The 22,887-nt window shown below is 61.5% G+C and carries 21 protein-coding genes, 4 tRNA genes and 1 pseudogene; 8 read left to right on the forward strand and 18 right to left on the reverse strand.

Going from position 1 to position 22,887, the window contains the following annotated elements:
- Positions 1 to 176: 176 nt before the first annotated feature.
- From rplL to K6M89_RS03035, 12 genes are all read right to left on the reverse strand, one after another.
- Positions 177 to 557, reverse strand: coding sequence for a 50S ribosomal protein L7/L12 (gene rplL / locus K6M89_RS02985; RefSeq protein WP_009994538.1), 381 nt, complete (start codon positions 555 to 557; stop codon positions 177 to 179).
- 58 nt (positions 558 to 615) lie between these two features.
- Entirely contained in the window at positions 616 to 1,134 is a 519-nt protein-coding gene (gene rplJ, locus K6M89_RS02990) for a 50S ribosomal protein L10 (RefSeq protein WP_009994537.1), read from the reverse strand.
- Positions 1,135 to 1,462: 328 nt separating this feature from the next.
- Positions 1,463 to 2,161, reverse strand: a complete 699-nt coding sequence (gene rplA, locus K6M89_RS02995) for a 50S ribosomal protein L1 (protein WP_222138392.1) — start codon at positions 2,159 to 2,161, stop codon at positions 1,463 to 1,465.
- A gap of 4 nt (positions 2,162 to 2,165) precedes the next feature.
- The gene (gene rplK, locus K6M89_RS03000) at positions 2,166 to 2,597 is read right to left on the reverse strand and encodes a 50S ribosomal protein L11 (protein WP_003547518.1); all 432 of its coding nucleotides are present in this window, start codon (positions 2,595 to 2,597) and stop codon (positions 2,166 to 2,168) included.
- Between the two features lie 177 nt (positions 2,598 to 2,774).
- Entirely contained in the window at positions 2,775 to 3,305 is a 531-nt protein-coding gene (gene nusG / locus K6M89_RS03005) for a transcription termination/antitermination protein NusG (RefSeq protein ID WP_004669067.1), read from the reverse strand.
- A 17-nt stretch (positions 3,306 to 3,322) separates the two neighbouring features.
- Positions 3,323 to 3,523 carry a preprotein translocase subunit SecE gene (gene secE, locus K6M89_RS03010; protein WP_003573826.1) on the reverse strand — a complete coding sequence of 67 codons (201 nt, stop codon included), beginning with the start codon at positions 3,521 to 3,523 and terminating at the stop codon, positions 3,323 to 3,325.
- A 194-nt stretch (positions 3,524 to 3,717) separates the two neighbouring features.
- A tRNA-Trp gene (locus K6M89_RS03015) sits at positions 3,718 to 3,793 on the reverse strand.
- A 167-nt stretch (positions 3,794 to 3,960) separates the two neighbouring features.
- Positions 3,961 to 4,854, reverse strand: a complete 894-nt coding sequence (locus K6M89_RS03020; RefSeq protein ID WP_222138393.1) for an NAD-dependent epimerase/dehydratase family protein — start codon at positions 4,852 to 4,854, stop codon at positions 3,961 to 3,963.
- Positions 4,855 to 5,021: 167 nt separating this feature from the next.
- Positions 5,022 to 5,156 (reverse strand): hypothetical protein, encoded by a 135-nt coding sequence (locus K6M89_RS31450; RefSeq protein WP_009996098.1) that lies wholly within the window; start codon positions 5,154 to 5,156, stop codon positions 5,022 to 5,024.
- A gap of 205 nt (positions 5,157 to 5,361) precedes the next feature.
- Positions 5,362 to 6,537, reverse strand: coding sequence for an elongation factor Tu (gene tuf, locus K6M89_RS03025; RefSeq protein WP_092844923.1), 1,176 nt, complete (start codon positions 6,535 to 6,537; stop codon positions 5,362 to 5,364).
- 335 nt (positions 6,538 to 6,872) lie between these two features.
- Positions 6,873 to 6,946, reverse strand: a tRNA-Gly gene (locus K6M89_RS03030).
- Positions 6,947 to 6,970: 24 nt separating this feature from the next.
- Positions 6,971 to 7,055, reverse strand: a tRNA-Tyr gene (locus K6M89_RS03035).
- A gap of 201 nt (positions 7,056 to 7,256) precedes the next feature.
- Here K6M89_RS03035 and rlmB point away from each other — a divergent pair.
- From rlmB to K6M89_RS03055, 4 genes and pseudogenes are all read left to right on the forward strand, one after another.
- Positions 7,257 to 8,147, forward strand: coding sequence for a 23S rRNA (guanosine(2251)-2'-O)-methyltransferase RlmB (rlmB, locus tag K6M89_RS03040; RefSeq protein ID WP_222138394.1), 891 nt, complete (start codon positions 7,257 to 7,259; stop codon positions 8,145 to 8,147).
- Between the two features lie 22 nt (positions 8,148 to 8,169).
- Positions 8,170 to 8,292: pseudogene (locus K6M89_RS03045) on the forward strand (metalloprotease); the annotation flags it as partial.
- A 166-nt stretch (positions 8,293 to 8,458) separates the two neighbouring features.
- Positions 8,459 to 8,617, forward strand: a complete 159-nt coding sequence (locus K6M89_RS03050; RefSeq protein WP_222138395.1) for a hypothetical protein — start codon at positions 8,459 to 8,461, stop codon at positions 8,615 to 8,617.
- Positions 8,618 to 8,680: 63 nt separating this feature from the next.
- Positions 8,681 to 8,818 (forward strand): hypothetical protein, encoded by a 138-nt coding sequence (locus K6M89_RS03055; protein ID WP_010028938.1) that lies wholly within the window; start codon positions 8,681 to 8,683, stop codon positions 8,816 to 8,818.
- A gap of 30 nt (positions 8,819 to 8,848) precedes the next feature.
- Here the strand turns inward: K6M89_RS03055 and K6M89_RS03060 are convergent, their stop codons facing one another.
- Together K6M89_RS03060 and K6M89_RS03065 are read right to left on the reverse strand one after the other, a co-directional pair.
- Positions 8,849 to 9,181: a hypothetical protein gene (locus K6M89_RS03060; RefSeq protein ID WP_222138396.1), complete on the reverse strand. Its 333-nt coding sequence runs from the start codon at positions 9,179 to 9,181 to the stop codon at positions 8,849 to 8,851.
- Positions 9,182 to 9,291: 110 nt separating this feature from the next.
- Positions 9,292 to 9,367 (reverse strand) — tRNA-Thr (locus tag K6M89_RS03065).
- Between the two features lie 156 nt (positions 9,368 to 9,523).
- Between K6M89_RS03065 and K6M89_RS03070 the strand changes: the two genes are divergently transcribed.
- Genes K6M89_RS03070 through K6M89_RS03080 form a run of 3 tightly spaced genes read left to right on the forward strand, consistent with a single transcriptional unit; the run spans position 9,524 to position 11,857 of the window.
- Positions 9,524 to 10,297, forward strand: a complete 774-nt coding sequence (locus K6M89_RS03070) for an NAD kinase (RefSeq protein ID WP_010059525.1) — start codon at positions 9,524 to 9,526, stop codon at positions 10,295 to 10,297.
- Positions 10,298 to 10,301: 4 nt separating this feature from the next.
- A complete protein-coding gene (locus tag K6M89_RS03075) occupies positions 10,302 to 10,805 on the forward strand; it encodes a hypothetical protein (RefSeq protein WP_222138397.1) in 504 nt (167 codons plus the stop codon).
- A gap of 32 nt (positions 10,806 to 10,837) precedes the next feature.
- Positions 10,838 to 11,857, forward strand: coding sequence for an alpha/beta hydrolase family protein (locus K6M89_RS03080; RefSeq protein WP_222138706.1), 1,020 nt, complete (start codon positions 10,838 to 10,840; stop codon positions 11,855 to 11,857).
- Between the two features lie 55 nt (positions 11,858 to 11,912).
- On the opposite strand, the gene prfB is transcribed toward K6M89_RS03080, so the two are convergent.
- The 3 genes from prfB to K6M89_RS03095 all read right to left on the reverse strand — a co-directional run bounded on the left by prfB (position 11,913) and on the right by K6M89_RS03095 (position 17,284).
- Positions 11,913 to 13,044 (reverse strand): peptide chain release factor 2 gene (prfB, locus tag K6M89_RS03085; RefSeq protein WP_097581562.1). Its coding sequence is split into 2 segments (ribosomal slippage): positions 11,913 to 12,974 and positions 12,976 to 13,044, totalling 1,131 coding nucleotides; the frame shifts between segments, so codons are not numbered across the junction.
- Between the two features lie 99 nt (positions 13,045 to 13,143).
- A complete protein-coding gene (locus K6M89_RS03090; protein WP_222138398.1) occupies positions 13,144 to 15,603 on the reverse strand; it encodes a penicillin-binding protein 1A in 2,460 nt (819 codons plus the stop codon).
- A gap of 406 nt (positions 15,604 to 16,009) precedes the next feature.
- Complete coding sequence (locus K6M89_RS03095; RefSeq protein ID WP_222138399.1) at positions 16,010 to 17,284, reverse strand: N-acetylmuramoyl-L-alanine amidase; 1,275 nt, start codon at positions 17,282 to 17,284, stop codon at positions 16,010 to 16,012.
- A 625-nt stretch (positions 17,285 to 17,909) separates the two neighbouring features.
- Here K6M89_RS03095 and K6M89_RS03100 point away from each other — a divergent pair.
- Positions 17,910 to 20,786 carry an Rne/Rng family ribonuclease gene (locus tag K6M89_RS03100; RefSeq protein WP_222138400.1) on the forward strand — a complete coding sequence of 959 codons (2,877 nt, stop codon included), beginning with the start codon at positions 17,910 to 17,912 and terminating at the stop codon, positions 20,784 to 20,786.
- A 401-nt stretch (positions 20,787 to 21,187) separates the two neighbouring features.
- Here the strand turns inward: K6M89_RS03100 and K6M89_RS03105 are convergent, their stop codons facing one another.
- Positions 21,188 to 22,846, reverse strand: coding sequence for an acyl-CoA dehydrogenase family protein (locus K6M89_RS03105; protein WP_222138401.1), 1,659 nt, complete (start codon positions 22,844 to 22,846; stop codon positions 21,188 to 21,190).
- Between the last annotated feature and the right edge of the window lie 41 nt (positions 22,847 to 22,887).

A 22,887-nucleotide genomic window follows, 5' to 3' on the forward strand; every position in this document is an offset into this window, starting at 1 on the left:
ATCTCGTCCGACTCCCGAAAACGCCCAGCTCGGATTGCTGTGCTGCCCTCGGTGCGAGACTATCCTTTTGAAGAACCCATTACCCAAAAGCCGTTTTGACGCGGCTTTTGGGTAATTCGTTCAGAAAAACGGCAAATGGGAGGCGGCAAAGGCCACCTCCCAAAAGCAGTTCAAGCTTACTTAACGTCGGCCTTGGCGCCGGCGTCTTCGAGCTTCTTCTTGATGTCAGCGGCTTCAGCCTTGGAAACGCCTTCCTTGACAGCCTTCGGAGCGCCTTCGACGAGGTCCTTGGCTTCCTTGAGGCCGAGACCGGTGATGGCGCGGACTTCCTTGATGACATTGATCTTGTTGGCGCCGGCATCCGTGAGGATGACGTCGAACTCGGTCTTTTCTTCTTCGACCGGAGCAGCAGCGCCAGCACCGCCAGCAGCGGCAGCAACAGCTACCGGAGCAGCAGCGGAAACGCCCCACTTTTCTTCGAGAAGCTTCGACAGTTCTGCGGCTTCCAGAACGGTCAGCGAGGAGAGGTCGTCAACGATCTTTGCGAGATCAGCCATTTTACTAGTTCCTTTTGTTCGGTTCGAACCGGTTGATTATAAACAGCGAAAAACCGCCTTAAGCGGCTTCGTCCTTCTTGGCGTAGGCCGCAAACACGCGGGCAAGCTGGCTTGCCGGTGCTGCAACAACCCCAGCGATGCGGGTAGCCGGTGTCTGGATCATGCCCAGCAGCTTCGCACGCAGCTCATCGAGCGAAGGCAGGGTCGCAAGCGACTTGACTGCATCGGCGTTGAGCGTGGTTGTTCCCATGGCGCCTCCCAGAACAACGATCTTGTCGTTGGTCTTGGCGAAATCCATGACGACCTTCGGAGCGGTGATCGGATCGGTGCTGTATGCAATCAGCGTCTGACCCTTGAAGAGATTCGACATCCCTTCCGCTTCCGTACCCTGAAGGGCAATTTTGGCCAGGCGGTTCTTCGCGACTTTGACGGTACCGCCAGCTGCGCGCATCTTCGAACGAAAATCGTTCATCTGCGCGACTGTGGCACCAGCATAGTGGGCCACGACAACTGAGCCCGAAGCCTTGAAGACTTCGTTCAGTTCCGTGACGAATTCGCGTTTTTCCGCTCTTTCCACTGCCTATCTCCAGTTGGCGGGACCGAAAACGGGCCCGCCGGGTTGCCTTTTGCCTCCCGGGATCATGCGAGATCCCAAGCGACGCTTGAGGATCCTGTCCCCCCGCGCTTCCGCGCCAATCAAGGCTAAGAAGGCACAAGGCATCCAAGGCTCGAACCGAGTTTCTAGAAGCGAACTTCATGAATTCGGGTCTTACCCGTCTCATGCAGGCAACGTGATTAAGGGAAAACCACCTGCAATCTCGGACAGGATTCCGGATTTCTCCGGAATATTCCGGCCCCTTGCGAGGCCGGAAATTCAGTGACCGAACCGCGGTCCGGCAATCAACTTATGCGGTCGGTGCGGTGACCGAGCCGACTTCGATCTTGACGCCCGGGCCCATGGTCGAGGAAATCGCCACGCGCTTGACGTAGTTGCCCTTGGCGCCAGCCGGCTTCGCCTTGATGACGGCGTCGGCGAAGGCGCGGATGTTTTCTTCCAGAGCCTTGGCGTCAAAAGAGGCCTTGCCGATACCGGCATGGACGATACCAGCCTTCTCGACGCGGAACTCGACAGCGCCGCCCTTGGAAGCCTTGACGGCTCCGGCGACATCCATGGTAACGGTGCCGACCTTCGGGTTCGGCATCATGCCGCGCGGGCCGAGAACCTTACCAAGACGACCGACGAGCGGCATCATGTCGGGGGTGGCGATGCAGCGATCGAATTCGATCTTGCCGCCCTGGACGATTTCGACGAGCTCTTCGGCGCCGACGATATCGGCACCGGCAGCCTTGGCTTCGTCAGCCTTGACGCCACGTGCGAAGACGGCGACACGAACCGTACGGCCGGTGCCGTTCGGCAGGTTGACGACGCCGCGAACCATCTGGTCCGCATGGCGGGGGTCGACGCCGAGGTTCATCGAAACTTCAATGGTTTCGTCGAACTTGGCGACAGCCCGTTCCTTGACCATGCCGATGGCCTGGGTCAGAGCGTAAAGCTTGGTGGGATCAACACCTTCGTTGATCTTCTGCGTGCGCTTGCCAGCCATGATCTTAACCCACCACTTCCAGGCCCATGGCGCGGGCAGAGCCCTCGATCATCGCCATTGCACCTTCGATATCCGCTGCATTCAGATCCTTCATCTTGGCTTCTGCGATCGACTTGATCTGAGCCTTGGTGAGGGAGCCCGCCTTGGCGCCCTTGCCGGGCGTCTTGGAACCGGACGTGATCTTCGCTTCCTTCTTCAGCCAGTAGCTGACCGGAGGCTGCTTCATCGCGAAGGTGAAGGACTTGTCCTGGTAATAGGTGATGACGACCGGAATCGGCATGCCCTTTTCCATTTCCTGCGTGGCGGCATTGAACGCCTTGCAGAATTCCATGATGTTAATGCCACGCTGACCAAGCGCCGGACCAATCGGCGGGGACGGGTTTGCCGATCCTGCCTTGACCTGAAGCTTGAGCTGGCCTGCAACTTTCTTAGCCATATCTCTCTGCCTTTCATGAGCGACCGGTCGCCCGGCCCGTGATGCCGGATCTCTCCGGCGGCTGCGGTTGCGTGGTGCGGATCATTAGGGTCCGGCTAAGACCCCTCACCTTCCACGCGGATGCGGACAAGGTCCGCGGGAAACAGGCCGCAAGGGCCAGCTTCCAATCTCTTGCAATCAGACCTTCTCGACCTGAGCGTATTCCAGCTCGACCGGCGTCGCGCGGCCGAAGATCGACACCTCAACCTTCAGGCGCGAACGTTCCTCGTCCACATCCTGAACCGTGCCGTTGAACGAAGCGAACGGGCCGTCGGAAACGCGAACCTGCTCGCCAATCTCGAAGGTAATGGAGGCCTTCGGCCGCTCGACACCTTCCTGAACCTGACCGAGAATGCGCTCGGCTTCATAATCCGGAATCGGAACGGGCTTATTATCGGAGCCGAGGAAGCCGGTAACCTTCGGCGTATTCTTGATCAGGTGGTAGGCTTCATCCGTCAGATTGGCGCGGACGAGGACATAACCCGGGAAGAACTTGCGCTCGCTGTCGACCTTGCGGCCGCGACGCACTTCCACCACCTTTTCGGTCGGCACGAGGATCTTCTCGAACAGATGCTCAAGCCCCTTCTGGCGAGCCTTGTTCTCGATGTCCTCAGCCACCTTCTTTTCAAAATTGGAATACGCGTGGACGATGTACCAACGTGCCGCCATTTTCATCTCCACCCGTATCAGTTGCCGGTATTGAGCACGAAGCTCAGAACCCAGCCGATCAGCTGGTCAGCAGCAAAGAAAAACAACGCGGCGAACACCACCATCACAAGCACCATGACCGTCGAGATCATCGTCTCGCGGCGCGACGGCCATGTAACTTTGGACGTCTCGGAGCGAACCTGCTGCAGAAACGCAAACGGATTGGATTTGGATGCCATCGACTGCCCACGCAATTACGGCGCGTAAAGCTGAAACTATCAGCCCCACGCACCGCGTGTCTGTTGAACCCTAAATAAACACCGATTTCCGAATGCACAAGAGGGAAACCGAAGTTTAACGAAATTAGTTGCCACCGATCAATCCCCGGCCGGAACGGCTGCAAGCACAGTCGCGCTGTCCCTATCAAGGAAAATGGCAGGGGCAGAGGGGCTCGAACCCCCGACCTGCGGTTTTGGAGACCGCCGCTCTACCAACTGAGCTATACCCCTTCATGCCTCTCCTTCAGCGCCGGGCCAAGACCCGCAAATCACTGCCGAAATGCATGGCGCTCCCTTTAAGACGGCGGCGGCGGATTGGCAAGCACGTTTTTCGATTTTCAAAGCCGTTCTGCTCATTTGCGAGCGACCGGCCTTTCAATTGCATGGTCGGCAAGCGCTCAGATCTTCACATATTTCCGCCAGTCGTGCTCTTCCCTGAAGCCCAGCACTTCGCGAATCCTGCGGTTGGAAAGCAGGCCCTCATATTCGCCGATCTCGCGGGTGAAGGGCACATTCGGGAAGAATCGCTTCGCAAGCTCCCTCGACGGCGTGTTGGCCGAGACCGTGTCATTGGCGGCGTTGAACACCTGGTAGCCGAGGCCGTCCTTCTCGATGCAGAGATGGCAGATCTGACCGAGGTCGCGGGCGTCGATATAACTCCAGGCGATGCGCTTGCGCATCTCGGGATGGGCGAAATAGGTGGGAAACCTCTCATATTCGTGCGGCTCGATGACGTTGCCGATGCGCAGCGCATAAATGTCGAAGCCCGAACGCTCGGCGAAGGCGCGCGCCGTCTTTTCGTTGACCACTTTCGAAAGGCCATAGGAATCCATCGGATTGACGTCGTAATCCTCCTCCAGCGGGAACTGGTGGAAATCGCGATGCCCCTCGGCGAAGCAAACCCCGTAGGTCGTCTCGCTCGACGCGACGATGATCTTCCGGATGCCGAGCTTCACCGCCGCCTCGATGACATTGTAGGTGCCCATCGTGTTGATGCGGAAGGTCTCGTTGTCCGGCTTGATCAGGATGCGGGGGATGGCGGCGAAATGCACGACGGCATCGAAGGGCTGGACGCCCCTGCCCGCGTCGAGATCGGGAAAATCGCGATGCATGGAGAGCGCGTTGAAGACCTGACCGCTATCGGTGATGTCGGCGATGAGATTGGTGACGCCGGGGCTGTCCAGCGGCACGAGATCGAGGTTGTGCACCTCGTAACCGGCATTAACGAGCCATGGCACGGCATGACGACCCGCCTTGCCCGAACCACCCGTGAACAGGATCCGCTTTTTCATGGAATATCCTCCGCGTCATGAGATCGGAGGCATAGTTAGACGCTTCCGCGCGAAGAGCAAGCGAGCGTCCTGCGAGAGTTCACCCCCGCCTCATCAGGCCGCCTGCGTCCGACGCCTGATCATTCATTTCCAATCACCGCCGAATCCGGCGATGATTTACGGGGCGGTCACTTGACGATACTGACCTCATCGACCTGTACTCCGGCCGATTGAACAACCTCTTGCGGGATCGCAGCGATGAAAAACATCGTGAAAACATACATTGCGAATATCGTCGCAACAAATGTGGCCTTTGGAATCATGCGAATTCTCCTCTCTACAAGAAGGAGTCTGAACTAAAATGCGCCAATCACAAACCGGTTTCTGAACGTGAGATGAACAAAATACTGTGACGGGCCTATTTAACGATATTTTTACAACACGTGTTAATCCGTCGATCAGGCATCAAAACGAAAAAACCCCGCTGTCGCCAGCGGGGTTTTTCATGAATTGCAGGTAATCCCAGGATTACTCGACGATCGAGGCAACGATACCGGCGCCGACGGTGCGGCCGCCTTCGCGGATCGCGAAGCGCAGCTTTTCTTCCATCGCGATCGGAACGATCAGCTCGACGGCAACCGTGACGTTGTCGCCCGGCATGACCATTTCCGTGCCTTCCGGCAGCGTGACGATGCCGGTCACGTCGGTCGTGCGGAAGTAGAACTGCGGACGGTAGTTGGTGAAGAACGGCGTATGGCGGCCGCCCTCTTCCTTCGTCAGGATGTAGGCTTCAGCCATGAACTTCTTGTGCGGCTTGACCGAACCCGGCTTGCACAGGATCTGGCCACGCTCGACGCCGTCACGGTTAACACCGCGAACCAGCGCGCCGATGTTGTCGCCAGCCTGGCCCTGGTCGAGCAGCTTGCGGAACATTTCAACGCCGGTCACCGTCGTCTTCGAGGTCGGACGGATGCCGACGATCTCGACTTCTTCGCCAACCTTGACAATGCCACGCTCGACGCGGCCGGTCACAACCGTGCCGCGGCCCGAGATCGAGAACACGTCTTCGATCGGCATCAGGAACGGCTGGTCGATCGGACGCTCAGGCGTCGGGATGTAGGCGTCGACCGCTGCCATCAGCTCGCGGATCGCGTCTTCACCGATCTTCTTGTCGCTATCTTCAAGAGCGGCAAGCGCCGAACCCTTGACGACCGGGATGTCGTCGCCCGGGAAGTCGTAGGACGACAGCAGTTCGCGAACTTCGAGCTCGACCAGTTCGAGCAGTTCGGCGTCGTCAACCTGGTCGACCTTGTTCAGGAACACCACGATCGCCGGAACGCCAACCTGGCGGGCCAGCAGAATGTGTTCGCGCGTCTGCGGCATCGGGCCGTCAGCGGCCGAGCACACCAGGATCGCGCCGTCCATCTGGGCAGCACCGGTGATCATGTTCTTCACGTAGTCGGCATGGCCGGGGCAGTCGACGTGCGCGTAGTGGCGGGCCGGCGTCTCATATTCGACATGCGCCGTCGAGATGGTGATGCCGCGCGCCTTCTCTTCCGGAGCCGCGTCGATCTGGTCGTACGCCTTGAACTCACCGAAGTACTTCGTGATCGCTGCCGTCAGAGACGTCTTGCCGTGGTCAACGTGGCCGATCGTGCCAATGTTGACGTGCGGCTTGTTGCGCTCAAACTTACTCTTTGCCATTTGAATGCTTCCTGTGAACGAAATGGTGGCCCCGGCGAACCGGTTTAGTGCCGCCGTTTAAGGCTTTCGGCGAAATTGCGCAAGACTTAATTGCAGACGCCATTCTTGGCGTGAAGGCGCATATGGGAGACAATTCGCCGCCTGCAAGGCGATTCGCCGCAGCCCCCTCAAAAATCGCTGAAATCCCAGAGAAAATTGCCTGCACAACAAGAGAAGAGCACTGGACGCTGGGCGTCGAGCGCCCTCACCTGCCAGACGATCGCCGCCATTGTCGGCGTCCGAAACATAATCGGCATCGCCGCGGCAGCGGTCGTATCAACGGACTTCCGGAAAACTGGAGCGGGTAGCGGGAATCGAACCCGCGTATTCAGCTTGGAAGGCTGCTGCTCTACCATTGAGCTATACCCGCGGGATGGTCCGATCCGATGACGAATGGTGGAGAGAGTTGGATTTGAACCAACGTAGGCTGAGCCAACGGATTTACAGTCCGTCCCCTTTAACCACTCGGGCATCTCTCCAGTTTTCGTCCGGATCGTTAGACCAAGTTCGTCAGACTTCGAAGCGTTGCCGCCCGTCGTCTGCGCCGCGTATATGACCGGAGCATTTCCGTCTGTCAACACGATGACAACGGAAAAAACACGAAAAATTTCATTCGCCGCCGAAAGTCGGCATATGAAAGAAAGCCTATGCGGCAGCCAACGCCATAGCTATAAAGCCGCATGAGCAAAGACAAGAAATCCGGCGGCAAGGCCGCAGCAGACCCATCCGCCAAGGATACGCATTACGCCAATCTCAGGCGTGCGCACCGCGACGCCAAGCGCGAACGCGGCGAGATCCCGACACCCCAGCCGCAGAAGCGCAAGCGTGGGCCCGAGGATTGGAAGCCGCCGGCGTTGGCGCCCGACCAGGTCTATCTTTACGGCCTGCATACGGTACGCGCAGCGCTCGACAATCCCGAGCGCAAGAAGATCAAACTCTCCGTGACGCAGAACGCGCTCGCGCGGCTTGAAATCGACGTCGAGACACTCGGCATTGCCTTCGAGATCGTCTCGCCGCACGAAATCGACAAGGTGCTCGGCCCCGAGGCGATCCATCAGGGGGTCATACTGGAGACACGGCCGCTGCCGGTGCGCCGGCTCGAAGCGCTGAAGGACAGCCCGCTCCTGCTCGTCCTCGACCAGGTGACCGATCCGCATAATGTCGGCGCGATCATGCGCTCGGCGGTCGCCTTCAATGCCGGGGCGGTGATCACCACCCAGAGACATAGCCCGACCGAGTCGGGCGTGCTCGCCAAGTCCGCCTCCGGCGCGCTCGAACTGATCCCCTATATACAGATCACCAATCTCGCCGATGCGCTTGGCGAATTGCACAAGCTCGGTTTCTCCACCATCGGCCTCGATTCGGAAGGGCCGGCGCCGCTCGAAGGCACGTTTTCGGGCGACAAGGTGGCACTGGTGCTCGGCTCGGAGGGCAAGGGGCTCAGGCAGAAAACACGTGAGACCGTGACCGCGCTCGCCCGCCTCGACATGCCGGGCGCGATCAAATCGCTGAACGTGTCGAATGCGGCGGCGATCGCGCTTTACGCGGCGCGGCTTTACTTAAAGGCATAGGCTGGCCATGGGCCGCGGCAGGCTGACGCTGATGAGCTATGACGGTGCGTCGCTTGGCTTCCACATGCGCGCCGACGGCAATTTCGACAAGTCCAGGGAAGAAGGCGGCAAGCCGCTTTCAGTCGTGCGCCGCGACGCGGTCTAGCCCTTCTTTATGCATGTCGTTGTCCCGGAACCGGTGTACACTTCCAGGCGACATGCATTAGACAGGAGAAATCCACTTTTGCCTTGGAATGACCTTCTGGAGCACTATGATCGGGCGGCGATCGATCGTAGCGACCGGTCACAAGCAAGAAGGAGTGATCCCCATCATGGCCATTCGACCGCTGATTTTCGGTATCCTGTTCATCGCGGTCTTTGTGGGAATCATCCTCAGCATCATCTGGGTGGACACCTCGCATCCGGTCCACCAGCCCGATCCTTTGTCGCCGATGACACCCGGCCCCGCGACGCCGGGACCGGTGCAATAGGCCGAGAGGAACGCCGGACGGCGATTGCGCGTTCATCCCCAACCGAACGAGGATTGAACGCTCATGCGCATAATGATCGCCGTCGTCGCCTTCATGGTCGCCTCCGTTCTCAGCATCGCAATCCTGTCGCCTTCCGGCGCCGGCCAAACCGGCAAGAGCGACAGGATCGAGGCAAGCGTCAACGAGCCAGGCCCCCATTGAGCTGACGGCCTGGGCGATTCGCAACGGCGCTCAGCCGCGATAGAGCCAGAAGGGGACATCGCGATCGCGATAGCGCCACTCGCGGCGTTCCTGCCACCGCTCGGCACGCCACCGCCGCCAGCGGCGGTCATCATCGCGCCAGTCGGAGCGGCGCCAATCGCGCCGATCGCGCCAGCCACGGTCGCCACGCCAGTCACCGTCATCACGCCAACGATCGCCTCGCCAGCTGTCGCGAATTTGGACGACATCTCCCTGCGCCGTCATCCCGGGCCGTTCGGCCGGCATGGCGGAAGCAGGTGCGACGGAGGCAAAAGCCGCACCGGCGGCAATGGTGGCGGTGAGAATAATGTGTGCGAGCTTCATGGCTGCTTCCTCATTGATGATGAGGAGACAATGTCCCGGAGCGGCTGAACTGCCGCTGAAGCAGTCCTTCAGCCAGGGTTCATCGAGGGACAGCGTATCGAAAAATAGGCTGGTGCCCCCGGCAGGGTTCGAACCCGCGACCCCCTGATTACAAATCAGGTGCTCTACCAACTGAGCTACAAGGGCAATAGCTGCCCAACTAACAGATTCTGCGATCCTGTAAAGGAAAATCCGATCCCTGCGGACGGTCCGGCTTGGCGCCAAAACGCCGGGCCGTGCAAATCGGCCTTGTCGCAACGGCCTTTTATCCTTTAGCTAGAGCAGCTTCACAAAGGGCATTACATGGGCCGTTCATTTCAGACGCTTTCGTTTATCGCCTCGCCGACGATGGAGGCGCTCGCCGCGCGCGAAGAGCTGATTCGCATCTATGGCGACGTGCCGCAGGACAAGGCGGACGTTATCGTCGCGCTCGGCGGCGATGGGTTCATGCTGCAGACGCTGCACAGCACCATGAACTCCGGCAAGCTGGTCTACGGGATGAATCGCGGCTCGGTCGGTTTCCTGATGAACGACTACAGCACGGAACGGCTTCAGGAGCGCATCTGCGTCGCCGTCGAAAACGCCTTCCGGCCGCTGAAGATGACGACGGCCAATGCCGACGGCACCAATTCGACGGCCCTTGCCATTAATGAGGTCTATCTGTTCCGCCAGTCTTATCAGGCCGCCAATCTCAGGGTCGTGGTCGACGGGCACGTGCGCCTGGAGGAGCTGATCTGCGACGGGCTGATGGTGGCCACTCCAGCCGGATCGACGGCCTACAATCTTTCCGCCCATGGCCCGATCCTGCCGCTCGAGGCGCCGCTGCTCGCCATGACACCGGTCAGCGCTTTCAGGCCGCGGCGCTGGCGGGGGGCTCTGCTTCCCAACAAGGTGACCGTCGATATCGACGTGCTCGAGCCGGTGAAGCGGCCGGTGAATGCGGTCGCCGACAATACCGAGGTCAAGTCGGTGCTGCATGTCCGCATCGCCCAGTCGGAGCATATGACGGCGCGCATCCTCTCCGATCCCGACCGCTCCTGGTCCGACCGTATTCTCGCCGAGCAGTTCAAGGATTGAGACGATGGCAATGCGACGGATATTGATGACCACGATTTTCCTCGTCGGATGCTCGGCCGCCATCGCCGCTCCCGCTCAGGACGCCATCCTGCCGGCTTCGGTGATCTTTGCCACCAGCACCGGCTACTGGGAGGACGACGGCAACGCACCTGATATCGAGCGGGCGCCTTCCGCCGCCGAGAATGTTTCCGCCCCTCAGGGAAAGCGCCACGGCTACTACAAGCTCTTTGCCGTGCGCCAGCCGGATCGGACCTCGAAGGTCTATCTGCAGCAGATTGCCCAAACGGAGACCGGCCCGGCGATCGCCTCGAACATCGAGCTTCAGGAGATCAGCGACCTGAAGCCCTACGTGACCGATATACGCCCGGAGAATTCGAGCGGCATCAGCAAGCAACCCGGCCTCTTCGCCACCATCTATCTGAAGACCGACCCGGCGGCCGAGCCGGATGGCTGGACGGTGCTGATCGACGAACTCGGTGACATCACCATCGAGAAAGCGACCAATTGAACAGCGGCACGCTGTTTGCACAGGCTTGGACGATGAAACTCGGCTTTCGTGACGGGGTACTTTACGACGACCAAAGACCGGACTGGGACGCAGCCAGCCCGAGGCCTGTCAGCTGGTCTCTGTGGTATCCGGCTGCCGATGACGCGCGGGAAAGCGACATTCGGGAACGAAGCTGGTTTCGCAAGGCGGCGGTCGCCCGCGACGCGCCGATTCGGCCGGCAAGCAGACCTTATCCCCTAGTCCTGCTGTCGCACGGCACCGGCGGATCGGCGGCGGGGCTGGAATGGCTGGCGCGGCGCCTGGTCGAGCGCGGATTTGTTGCGCTCGGCGTCAACCATCACGGCAATACCGGCGTCGAACCCTACCGCGCCGAAGGGTTTGCCTGTCTCTGGGAACGGGCGCCGGACCTAAGCCTGATGCTGGACCGCAGTCGCGACTGGCTCGGCGATCTCGCCGGCCGGATCGATACAACCCGTGCTTTTGCGGCCGGATTTTCGGCCGGAGCCTATAGTGTCATGCTACTTCTCGGCGCCGTCGCCCGGTTCTCGCAGTTCGAACCGTCGAGGCTGAAACCGGGTGGGCCGCGCGGCCCAAGGGAATTTCCCGACCTTGCCGATCATATCCCCTCGTTGCTGCGTGAGAGCGATGTGTTTCGCCAGTCCTGGTCCCGCATGTCGCAATCCTATCGTGACGACAGGATCAAGGCCGCGCTCCTCTGCGCGCCGGGTCGCTCCGTTCTCGGTTTCAGCGAGGATAGTCTGAAAACGGTCGAGACACCCGTTTTTATCCTGGTCGGCGATGCCGACAGGGCCGCACCGGCCGAGGAATGTTCTGCATGGCTGCATGCGCGGCTGGCGCGCAGCGCGTTGAAGATCTTCAGCGGCGGCCTCGGGCATTATGTCTTCGTACCGGAGGGCACGGGATTAGGCTTTGCCTTTGCGGCCGACCTCTTTACCGATCCCCCTGATATCGAGCGCGCAGCCATTCATGACGAAACTGCCGATCTGTCGGCAGCGCTGTTTCAGGGCGGTGACATGCGCGCAATCGCCTGAACGAAGAAGGCCCCGTCTCCGGGGCCTTCTTATCATTCGATCTCGCTGCTGCCTGTCAGTCGACATCCTCGACGACCGCGTCGGCGGCGCCGCTGATGCGGTGAGCAAGGGCCGCTTCCATGAATTCGTTCAGATCGCCGTCCAGCACATCGTCCGGTGCGCTGCTGGCGACGCCGGTGCGCAGGTCCTTGACCAGCTGGTAGGGCTGCAGCACGTAGGAGCGGATTTGGTGGCCCCAGCCGATATCCGTCTTGGAGGCGGCTTCGGCGTTGGCGGCGTCCTCGCGCTTCTTCAGTTCCGCTTCATACATGCGGGCGCGCAGCATGTCCCAGGCCTTGGCGCGGTTCTTGTGCTGCGACCGTTCCTGCTGGCACTGCACGACGATGCCGGTCGGGATATGGGTAATGCGCACGGCCGAGTCGGTGGTGTTGACGTGCTGGCCGCCGGCGCCCGAAGAGCGATAGGTGTCGATGCGGCAATCGCCTTCGTTGATCTCGATCTGGATCGAGTCGTCGACCACGGGATAGACCCAGATCGACGAGAAGGAGGTGTGGCGACGCGCATTGCTGTCGTAAGGCGAGATGCGCACCAGACGGTGCACGCCCGATTCCGTCTTCAGCCAGCCATAGGCATTGTGCCCCTTGACGAGCAAGGTGGCGGACTTGATGCCCGCCTCTTCGCCGTCGTGAACTTCGAGAAGCTCGACCTTGAAGCGCTGGCGTTCGGCCCAGCGGGTGTACATGCGCAGCAGCATGTTCGCCCAGTCCTGGCTTTCGGTGCCGCCGGCGCCGGAATGGACTTCAAGATAGGTGTCGTTGCCGTCGGCTTCGCCGGAGAGCATCGCCTCCACCTGGCGGCGCGCAGCCTCGGCCTTCAGGGCCTTCAGCGTGTCTTCGGCTTCCTTGACGACACTCTGGTCGCCCTCTTCCTCGCCGAGCTCGATCAACTCGATATTGTCGTTGAGCTGCTGTTCGAGCTGCTTGACGCCGTTGATGCCGTCATCCAGCTGCTGGCGCTCGCGCATCAGCTTCTGCGCTTCGGTGGCGTCGTTCCAGAGGTTCGGATCCTCTGCCTTGTTGTTCAACCAGTCCAGTCGTCTTATCGCCTGGTCCCAGTCAAAGATGCCTCCTCAGCAGGGTGATAGCCTGCTTGGTTTCATCGACCACGTTTTCGATTTCGGCTCGCATTTTCCTGCTTTTCCGTAACTGTCTTTTCAGATGCTGGTGAATAGAGACGCCCGCCGCGGATGTAAAGAGCCGCGGCGGGCGTTCAAAATCCGGCGATGGTCAGAACAGGCCGGGCGTGCCGGTCTGGACGGCCTGGTTTGCCTGCGGCGAGGTCTTCAGGATCTCTTCCGGAGCCATGGTGCTGTCCATGCCGATGACGTTGAAGCTGTCGGCCGGGCCGGTGCCGGGCTTGAAGGCCTCGATGATGGTGTTCGGATCGCCGTCGACGGCGGCCATGCCGGTCTTGCGGTCGATCGGGATCAAGTTCATGCCCGGCGGAATGACGAACTTCGATTCCGGCGTGTCCTTGACGGCGGCCTGCATGAATTCGTTGAAGATCGGGGCGGAGAGACCGCCGCCGGTGCCGCCGCGGCCGAGCGGGCCCGGCGTATCGAAGCCCATATAAAGGCCGGCGACCAGATCCGGCGTGAAGCCGACGAACCAGGCATCCTTCTCGTCGTTGGTGGTGCCGGTCTTGCCGGCGACGTCGCGGCCGCCGAGATCGATCTTGCCGGCCGCGGTGCCGCGCTGAATGACGCCCTGCATCATCGAGGTGATCTGATAGGCGGTCATCGGGTCGAGAACAGTTTCGCGGTTGTCGACGACATTCGGCTCTTCCTGGTTCTGCCAGTCGCTGGCATTGCAGCCCTCGCACAGACGCTCCTCATGCTTGAAGATCGTCTTGCCGTAGCGGTCCTGGATTCGGTCGATCAGGGTCGGCTTGATCTGCTTGCCGCCATTGGCGATGACCGAATAGGCCGAGACCATACGCAGCACCGTCGTATCGCCGGCGCCGAGCGACATGGAGAGAACCGGCAGCATGTGATCGTAGATGCCGAAGCGTTCGGCATATTCGGCAACGATGTTCATGCCGAGATCGTTGGCGAGGCGCACCGTCATCAGGTTGCGCGAATGCTCGATGCCCGAACGCAGTGTCGACGGGCCGCCGGATTCGCCGCCGTAGTTTTCCGGCCTCCAGACCTGGCCGCCCGAGACGATTTCGATCGGCGCGTCCATGATGACGGACGCCGGCGTATAACCATTGTCCATCGCCGCCGCATAGACGAAAGGCTTGAACGACGAGCCAGGCTGGCGCATCGCCTGGGTGGCGCGGTTGAATTCGGACTGGGCATAGGAGAAGCCGCCGACCATGGCGAGCACGCGGCCGGTCTTCGGATCCATGGCGACCAGGCCACCCTGCACCTTCGGCGGCTGGCGCAGGCGATAGGAGGTCGACGCCTCGTCGCCGAGCTTCTCGACATAGACGACGTCGCCCGGGTTCAAGACGCCGGCCGGCGTTTTTGCGGTCTTGCGCGAGCCGTCCGCCGAACGGTAGGCCCATTGCATGTTCTTGGCGTCTATCGTGCCGCGCTGCCGGTCGGCCGCGACCTTGCCGCTGCCGTCCTTGGCCGGCTGCAGGCCGATGTCGACATTGCTATCCGATGCGGCGAGCACGACGGCGAGGCGCCATTCCGGCACGTCGGACAGCGCGGGGACATCGGCGAGCGCCTTGCCCCAGTCACCGCTTGCATCGATCTGCTTGATGGGCCCATGGAACCCGCGGCGCTCGTCATAGGTCACGAGTCCATCCTGCAGCGCCTTGCGGGCGGCAAGCTGCATCTGCGGATCGAGCGAGGTGCGCACCGAAAGGCCGCCCTCGTAGAGGACCTTCTCGCCATACTGATCGATCAACTGACGGCGCACGGCTTCCGCGAAAAAGTCGGACGCGAAGAGCGAGGGGCCAGTGCTGCGGGCGGTCACGCCGAGCGGCTGCTTCTTGGCGTCCGCGCCGTCGCTCTGGCTGACATAGCCGTTCTCGACCATGCGGTCGATCACCCAGTTGCGGCGCTCGAGCGCAGCTTCGGGATGGCGGAAAGGATGATAATTGGCCGGACCTTTCGGCAGCGATGCCAGATAGGCGGCTTCGGCAACGGTCAGTTCGGTAACGGATTTGTTGAAATAGGTGAGCGCGGCGCCAGCGATGCCGTAGGAATTCAGGCCGAAAAATATCTCGTTCAGGTAGAGCTCGAGAATCTTGTCCTTGCTGTAGGCCTGCTCGATGCGGAAGGAGAGAATTGCTTCCTTGATCTTGCGGTCGATCGTCTGATCCGAGCTCAAAAGGAAATTCTTGGCCACCTGCTGGGTGATCGTGGATGCGCCGACCGGGCGGCGGCCGGAACCGAAATTCTGCAGATTGACGAGGATTGCCCGGCCGAGGCCGGTCAGGTCGACGCCCGGATGGTTGTAGAAATTCTTGTCTTCGGCCGACAGAAAAGCAGCCTTGACGCGGTCGGGGACGGCCTGGATTGGTAGGAAGAGACGCTTTTCCTTGGCATATTCAGCCATCAAAGCGCCGTTGCCGGCATGCACGCGCGTCGTCACCGGCGGCGCGTAGCTGTTCAGAACGGCATAGTCCGGGAGATCCTTCGCGACATTGGCGAGATAGATGGCAATACCCGCCGCCGCGACCAGAAACAGGACGCAGGCCATTCCGAAGAAATATCCAAGAAGTCTAACCATATTTTCAGCTACCGGTCTCTTCGATCTTCAATCGGCACAGACGCAACGATTGCACAGATCAAGGCAATTTGCACGTTGCGCGCGGCTTACTCCATGAGCGCTACCGCTACAAGCCGATTCCGCGCTTCAGGCTGTGAAACATAGGCCGGAGTAACGGCGTGAATGTGAGCAAAATAGGGCCCTGCCCGCCGCATTCATCGCTGCGGCCGCGTTTCATCGGAACTGTCACATCCAAGCAACGCCCCTGCCCGCCGCCAATCCGGAGCGCGCGGCTCGAAATTGATTCAAGCGGCGCACTCAACTCTTTGTTTTTACGGGTATCGACCTCAATCTACCGGCCGGCGCCCTGACCGCGCGTCTTTCATAGACGCAAGCGACACTGTAACACTTTCAACTGATGCACGCATCACCCGCCATTTGCAACGACACCGCTGCGATACCGCTTCACGGCGTCGGTCAGCAGATCGGCTATCTTGCCGCGCCAGCTCTCATCGAGCAGCCGTTTCTCATCCTCGGCATTCGAGAGGAATCCCAGCTCGAGCAGGATCGACGGCACGTCGGGGGCCTGCAGCACGCGGAACCCGGCATGGCGGTGCGGATTGTTGATGGTACCGACCTGATCCTTGAATGAATTCAGCACGCTCTCGGCCAGCGAGATCGAGAAGGCCTGCGTCTCGCGCCGCGTCAGGTCGAGCAGGATGTCGGCGACCTCGGGAGGCTCGGCGACCGTCTCCTTGCCGGCGATCTGGTCGGAAAGGTTCTCGCGTTCGGCAAGGTCGGCGGCGAGCTTGTCGGAGGCCTTGTCCGAGATCGTATAGACCGTCGCGCCGCGGATATCCTTCTGCTTCAGCGTGTCGGCATGCAGCGAAATAAACAGGCCGGCATGGTTCTGGCGGGCAATCAGCACGCGCTGGGAAAGCGACAGGAACTCATCGTCATTGCGCGTCAGGAAGGCTTTGATGCCCGGCTCCTTGTTCAGCCGGTCGGCCAGAGCCTTGGCGAAGGCGAGCGTCACCTGCTTTTCCTCGGTCTTGGTATCGACGCCGATCGCGCCGGTATCAATGCCGCCATGGCCGGCGTCCACGGCGATGACGAAATCCCCGGGGGCGGTTTTCGCAGGTGCGGGAATGGCGCTCGTCGTCTGGGCCGCGGCGTCCCGATCGTTCCAGGCCCGGTCGCTCCATGATTGCGTCTTGACCAGTTCGGCAAAGGCCTGCTTGTCGATCATCTCGGCCTCAAGCACCAGCCGATGCCCCTTGCCGGCCTCGTCGGCCTGCACCTTGGCGAGGGAAAGCTTCACCGGCCGTGCCGCTGTCAGCACGATGCGGGCGCTCTCCTCGTCCATCTTGCCGTAGCGGATGTCCCTGAAGAGGCCGTGGGCGGTCAGATCCTTGCCCGGAAAGCCGAAGGCGGTCGCCGGCAGGTCGACGACGATGCGCTCAGGATTGGCGATATAGTGAACGGAGAACCGCGGTTCTCGGTCGAAATCGATGACAATACGTGTTCTGGCGTCGTCGCCGATGATGCGCGCGCCGTAGGCAAGCAGCGGATCTCTCGTCTCGGCCGAACCAGCGACACCAGGCAGAACACAGCCGGCGACAAGCACCGCCGTCATGAGCCGCCTTGCGAATGTCGATCGCCGCGTTGCGGACTGCGCCGCGATCCGAGCCCTCTTAAACAATAAACCGCCACATCCTATTTATAGCGCGATGGACCCGACATGGCCGGAGCGGACGCCCGAGAGCGAAACGCCTTTGCCGCCTGCCGAATCGCAATCGCTGGCCCCCAGCTTCTATGTGTTCCGAAATCCATCAATATTATGGCACATTTGGCTTTTCCCTTGCTATTGTGACAGAGAAAACATACAACGCATTTTAGGGTAGAAGAGTTGACGGGATAGAGTCGCCGCAAGGGCTGCCAGCCAGATCTGGACCTGGCGCCACATCGGTCATCGTCCGCCGTCTCATGCGCTTCAACCCGAGAACTGGATCCTGATTTTCCGGCTTCTGGTCGGAACTTCATTGGTGGATCAGCCACCACGCTCTCAGGGAGCAACCCTCATCGGACCCGAAAAGGGTCTTCGTATTTGTCGATCACGCTTGGTTGTTGATGGTTTCGCAGCAGGTTTTATCTGAAGTGTACAGGCCCCGGACCGAAATGGTTCCGGCTGCGGTCTGGCTGCTGCTCTCCTCTTCGCGCCAGGCGCGACTTTCATTATCCGGCGCGGCCACGGTGGACCGCATTCTTTCTGTTTCTACAGCAGTCGGGAATGCGCTCTCGCGGCCACGCCGAGGAGCACAGCTTACATGGCAGACAAAATGCTTATCGATGCGTCTCACGAGGAAGAGACGCGCGTCGTTGTCGTTCGCGGAAACCGCATAGAAGAATTTGACTTCGAGTCGCAGCACAAGAAGCAGATCCGCGGCAATATCTATCTCGCAAAGGTAACGAGGGTCGAGCCCTCGCTGCAGGCCGCCTTCGTCGATTACGGCGGCAACCGGCACGGCTTCCTGGCCTTCGCCGAAATCCACCCCGATTATTACCAGATACCGCTCGCCGACCGTCAGGCGCTGCTTCGGGCCGAGGCCGAAGAGCATCGCCGCGACGAAGACGTCGAGCATGTCGAAACCGCGCCGATGGTCGACCTTTCGACCCAGGACCAGCCGGATGTCGGCATTGTGCCGGCAGAGGCGCCGGAAGAGGCAACGGCGGAAGACGTTGCCGTGGCGGCAGACGTAGCGGCATCGCCCGAAGCCGCCGAGGAAGCGCCGGCCAAGAAGGCACGGCCGCGCCGCAGCCGCAAGAAAGTCACCGAAGCGGCTGCCGAAACCACCGCGACCGAGGACGCCGTTCCCACAGACGTCGAAGCCGAAGGTGCTGCGAGCGTCGACAACGAGGATGACGGCTCGACCGGCGGCGCAATGGCCGCGATGGTGGAAACCGACTCGATCTCCGAGGACGTCGACACCAGCAAGCGTCGTCACGATGACGACGATGACGATGATGATCACGGCGAAGAGGAAGTCATCGAATCCGTCGGCGCCGAAGACGCGATGGAAGAAGTGCCGGACCGCGTGCAGCGCAAGCCGCGCAAGCAGTACCGCATCCAGGAAGTCATCAAGCGCCGGCAGATCCTCCTGGTGCAGGTCGCCAAGGAAGAGCGCGGCAACAAGGGCGCGGCGCTGACCACCTATCTCTCTCTCGCCGGCCGCTATTCCGTGCTGATGCCGAATACGGCGCGCGGCGGCGGCATTTCCCGCAAGATCACCAACCCTGCCGACCGCAAGCGCCTGAAGGAAATCGCGCGCATGCTCGAAGTGCCGCAGGGCATGGGCGTCATCCTGCGCACCGCCGGCGCCAACCGCACCAAGGTCGAGGTCAAGCGCGACTTCGAATATCTGATGCGCCTGTGGGAGAACGTGCGCACGCTGACGCTGGCCTCCACCGCTCCCTGCCTCGTCTATGAGGAAGGCTCGCTGATCAAGCGCTCGATCCGCGATCTCTACAACAAGGATATCGGCGAGATCATCGTTGCCGGCGAAGACGGCTATCGTGAAGCGAAAGACTTCATGAAGATGCTGATGCCGAGCCATGCCAAGGTGGTTCAGCCCTATCGCGACATCCACCCGATCTTCTCGCGTTCGGGCATCGAAGCCCAGCTCGACCGCATGCTGCAGCCGCAGGTGACGCTGCGCTCAGGCGGCTATCTGATCATGAACCAGACGGAAGCGCTGGTTTCGATCGACGTCAACTCCGGCCGCTCGACGCGCGAACACTCGATCGAGGACACGGCGCTGCAGACCAACCTCGAAGCGGCGGAAGAAATCGCCCGTCAGCTTCGCCTGCGCGACCTCGCCGGCCTGATCGTCATCGACTTCATCGACATGGAAGAAAAGCGCAACAATCGCGCCGTCGAGAAGAAGCTGAAGGAATGCCTGAAGAACGACCGCGCCCGCATTCAGGTCGGCCGGATCTCGCATTTCGGCCTGCTCGAAATGTCGCGCCAGCGCATCCGCGCTTCGGTTCTCGAATCGACCACGCAGGTTTGCTCGCATTGCGCCGGCACCGGCCACGTCCGTTCGCAGTCATCCGTCGCGCTCCATGTTCTGCGCGGCATCGAAGAGTATCTGCTCAAGAATACGACGCATAATATCACCGTGCGGACGACCCCCGACATCGCGCTCTACCTGCTCAACCACAAGCGCCAGACGATCGTCGATTACGAGAGCCGCTTCGGCGTGGCGATCGTCATCGATGCGGACGGCTCGGTCGGCGCGCAGCATTTCGCCATCGATCGCGGCGAGGCCGTGGAAAATCCGGTCAAGATCGAAACGCTGTTCAACTTCGCAGCCATTCCCGAGGATGACGACGACGACATCATCATCGAGGCGGATGAGGACGAAGACGAGGAACTCGAGGAAAAGCCGGCTGCTGCCGAACGCGCCGCCGCGGCGCGCTCGGAAGGTGAAGGTGACGGCAACCGCAAGCGCAAGCGCCGCAGGCGCCGCCGCGGCCGCAACGGCAATGCCGAACAGCCTGTATCGGCTGCGGGCGAAGCCGGCGATGAGGACGAGGACGGCGACGACGAAGGCGCCGAAGGCGATGAAACCACCGGCGGTGCGCCGGAGGCCCGTGCCGAAAACGAAGACTCGCAGCGCCGCAAGCGCCGTCGTCGCGGCAAGCGTGGCGGTCGACGTAACCGCGCCGAGGACGGCTCCGAACTGGCGGCCGGTGAAGCCGGCGAAGACAACGGCAGCGATGAGGACGAAGGCGACGACGCCTCGAGTGACGTCGCTCCTGCCGAAGCTGCAATCGTCGAAACGGTTGGCGAACAGCGCGAAGACCAGGCCGCAGCGGCCGCCGTCGAGGGTGCGGCCGTCGTCACCGAGGAAGTAAAGCCCGCCCGTGGCCGCGGCCGTCGCAAGCCTGCCGCATCGCCGGTCGAGGAACCGGTAGTGGAAGCAGAAGCAGCGCCCGCCGCCGAAGCCGAGCCAGAGGTGGCCGAAGCCTCCGCCGACCTTCAAACGCCCGCCGAGGAAGAGGCAAAGCCGGTTCGCGCCAACCGCGAATCCAACATCGCCTCCTCCGAGCCGACGGTGAAATCCACCCGCAGCGAAAATGGCGAAAGCGACGATGGCAAGCCGAAGAAGGCCGGCTGGTGGCAGCGCCGTGGCTTCTTCTGAACGCTGATTTTCGGACGTAAATGACAGATCCGGCCGCGGCGACGCGGCCGGATTTTTGTTTATGGCTGTACTTCATCAGCAAAGTTGAACCCTGAGGGCTCGCAGATCTCGCTGGACTGGGCTGGGACGGCGAGCTCGACGAGATAGGTTGCGGCCAGCCGGACGACAGGTAGCGATCGTCCCAGGTGGTTGAATCGAGCCGGCGATAGCGAAGCGGTGCGCCGACGGCTGCCCCTCACCCTAACCCTCTCCCCGCTCGCGGGGAGAGGGGACGTGTCCTGCGAGACGTTGGCGAGAGACCGAGAGCTTGCGGCATGTCCCCTTCGCCCCGTTTTACGGGGAGAAGGTGCCGGCAGGCGGATGAGGGGCGGTGCTCCAGATCGAGCTGTCCCCGACTGCGATCACGCCGCCGGCGGATAGAGAAGATCGACGATGTAGCTGGCGTCGAAGCGGGAATCGAGCATGCCGTAAGTGGAGCGCCAGCCGCCGGCAAGCCGCGTCTCGATGAAGGCATCGGCAATGCGCCCTGCCCCAATCCGATAAAGTTCGGCAGCACCGGCGGCGAGCGCCAGCTGCTCGACGAGCAGGCGCGCCGCACCCTCATCCTGTTCGCAGAGCGCGATGGCGGCGCGCAGCACGTCGATCGTCTTCTTGCCAGCCGGACCGAGATCACGTGCCAGGCCGGCAAAGACCGTCTCGAACAGGTCCTTGCCGCGGTTGAGCACACGCAGAACGTCGAGCGCCATGACGTTGCCGGAGCCTTCCCAGATCGCATTGACGGGAGCCTCGCGATAGTGCCGGGCGATCGGACGTTCCTCGATGTAGCCATTGCCGCCGATGCATTCCATCGCTTCATAGATCAAGGCGGGCGCGATCTTGCAGCACCAGTATTTGGCGACCGGCGTCATGACGCGGGCATAGGCCGCTTCCTCGGCATTGCCGCGCGCCTTGTCGAAGGCATCGGCAAGACGGAAGGACAGCGCGGTGGCGGCGGCAACGTCGAGCGCCATGTCGGCAAGCACGCGCGTCATGATCGGCTGATTGACGAGCATCTTGCCGAAAACGCTGCGGCCGCGCGTGTGGTGCACGGCCTCGGCGAGCGAGGCGCGCATGATGCCCGACGAGGCCAGCGCGCAATCGAGACGGGTCAGCGTCACCATGTCGAGGATGGTGCGGATGCCGGCATCGGAGCCGCCGAGCAGGAATCCGAACGTGTCGGTGAATTCGACCTCGCAGGAGGCATTGGAGCGATTGCCGACCTTGTCCTTCAGCCGCTGGAACTGCAGGCCGTTGGCCGAACCGTCCTCCAGAAGGCGCGGCACGAGGAAGCAGCCCATGCCTTCCTTGGTCTGCGCCAGCATGATGAAGGCATCGCTCATCGGCGCGGACATGAACCATTTGTGGCCGGAGAGCCGGTAGATGCCTTCGCTGACCTTTTCGGCGGCGCTTCGATTGGCCCTGACATCGGTGCCGCCCTGCTTTTCCGTCATGCCCATGCCGATGGTCACCGCGGACTTCTGCATGGCGGGGCGGTTGGACGAATCATATTTGCGCGAGAGGATCTTCGGCGCCCAGTCCTTCTGCACCGCGGGCGAAGCAGAGAGGGCGGCGACGGAGGCGCTCGTCATCGTCAGCGGGCAGAGATGGCCGGATTCCAGCTGCGCCGTCAGATAGAAGCGCGCGGCGCGAACCTTGTGGGCCTCGTCCTTGGCGTCGGTATCGGCCTGCGGATCCCAGACGGAGGAATGCAGTCCAACCGACATGGAGCGGCGCATCAGCGCGTGCCAGGCCGGATGGAACTCGACGACGTCGAGGCGCTCGCCGCGCGGGCCGTGGGTGCGCAGCTGCGGCGCGCCCTGATTGGCCATGCGCGCCAGTTCCTGCGCCTCCGGCGAGGTGACGTAGCGGCCCATGTTTTCCAGATCCTCGCGGATGCCGCGCGGCAGGGCCGCCGTCAGGTCTACGATCAGCGGATCGGACCGGTAGGCGTTGATGCCGGACCACAGGCTCGGCTGGTTGAGTTCTGCGAGTTTGTCGTCAGTCCGGTTGGCGGAGGTCATAATTCGCTTCTAGTGTAAGAACCCGGCAAAGGGAAACCGGA

This window comes from Rhizobium croatiense (assembly GCF_019793465.1).
Lineage (GTDB): Bacteria > Pseudomonadota > Alphaproteobacteria > Rhizobiales > Rhizobiaceae > Rhizobium > Rhizobium croatiense.

Coding starts and splice junctions, on each gene's coding strand:
- rplL (WP_009994538.1), bottom strand. CDS start 557: ATGGCTGATCTCGCAAAGATCGTTGACGACCTCTCCTCGCTGACCGTT.
- rplA (WP_222138392.1), bottom strand. CDS start 2,161: ATGGCTGGCAAGCGCACGCAGAAGATCAACGAAGGTGTTGATCCCACC.
- rplK (WP_003547518.1), bottom strand. CDS start 2,597: ATGGCTAAGAAAGTTGCAGGCCAGCTCAAGCTTCAGGTCAAGGCAGGA.
- nusG (WP_004669067.1), bottom strand. CDS start 3,305: ATGGCGGCACGTTGGTACATCGTCCACGCGTATTCCAATTTTGAAAAG.
- secE (WP_003573826.1), bottom strand. CDS start 3,523: ATGGCATCCAAATCCAATCCGTTTGCGTTTCTGCAGCAGGTTCGCTCC.
- K6M89_RS03020 (WP_222138393.1), bottom strand. CDS start 4,854: ATGAAAAAGCGGATCCTGTTCACGGGTGGTTCGGGCAAGGCGGGTCGT.
- K6M89_RS31450 (WP_009996098.1), bottom strand. CDS start 5,156: ATGATTCCAAAGGCCACATTTGTTGCGACGATATTCGCAATGTATGTT.
- tuf (WP_092844923.1), bottom strand. CDS start 6,537: ATGGCAAAGAGTAAGTTTGAGCGCAACAAGCCGCACGTCAACATTGGC.
- rlmB (WP_222138394.1), top strand. CDS start 7,257: ATGAGCAAAGACAAGAAATCCGGCGGCAAGGCCGCAGCAGACCCATCC.
- K6M89_RS03050 (WP_222138395.1), top strand. CDS start 8,459: ATGGCCATTCGACCGCTGATTTTCGGTATCCTGTTCATCGCGGTCTTT.
- K6M89_RS03055 (WP_010028938.1), top strand. CDS start 8,681: ATGCGCATAATGATCGCCGTCGTCGCCTTCATGGTCGCCTCCGTTCTC.
- K6M89_RS03060 (WP_222138396.1), bottom strand. CDS start 9,181: ATGAAGCTCGCACACATTATTCTCACCGCCACCATTGCCGCCGGTGCG.
- K6M89_RS03070 (WP_010059525.1), top strand. CDS start 9,524: ATGGGCCGTTCATTTCAGACGCTTTCGTTTATCGCCTCGCCGACGATG.
- K6M89_RS03075 (WP_222138397.1), top strand. CDS start 10,302: ATGGCAATGCGACGGATATTGATGACCACGATTTTCCTCGTCGGATGC.
- K6M89_RS03080 (WP_222138706.1), top strand. CDS start 10,838: ATGAAACTCGGCTTTCGTGACGGGGTACTTTACGACGACCAAAGACCG.
- K6M89_RS03090 (WP_222138398.1), bottom strand. CDS start 15,603: ATGGTTAGACTTCTTGGATATTTCTTCGGAATGGCCTGCGTCCTGTTT.
- K6M89_RS03100 (WP_222138400.1), top strand. CDS start 17,910: ATGGCAGACAAAATGCTTATCGATGCGTCTCACGAGGAAGAGACGCGC.
- K6M89_RS03105 (WP_222138401.1), bottom strand. CDS start 22,846: ATGACCTCCGCCAACCGGACTGACGACAAACTCGCAGAACTCAACCAG.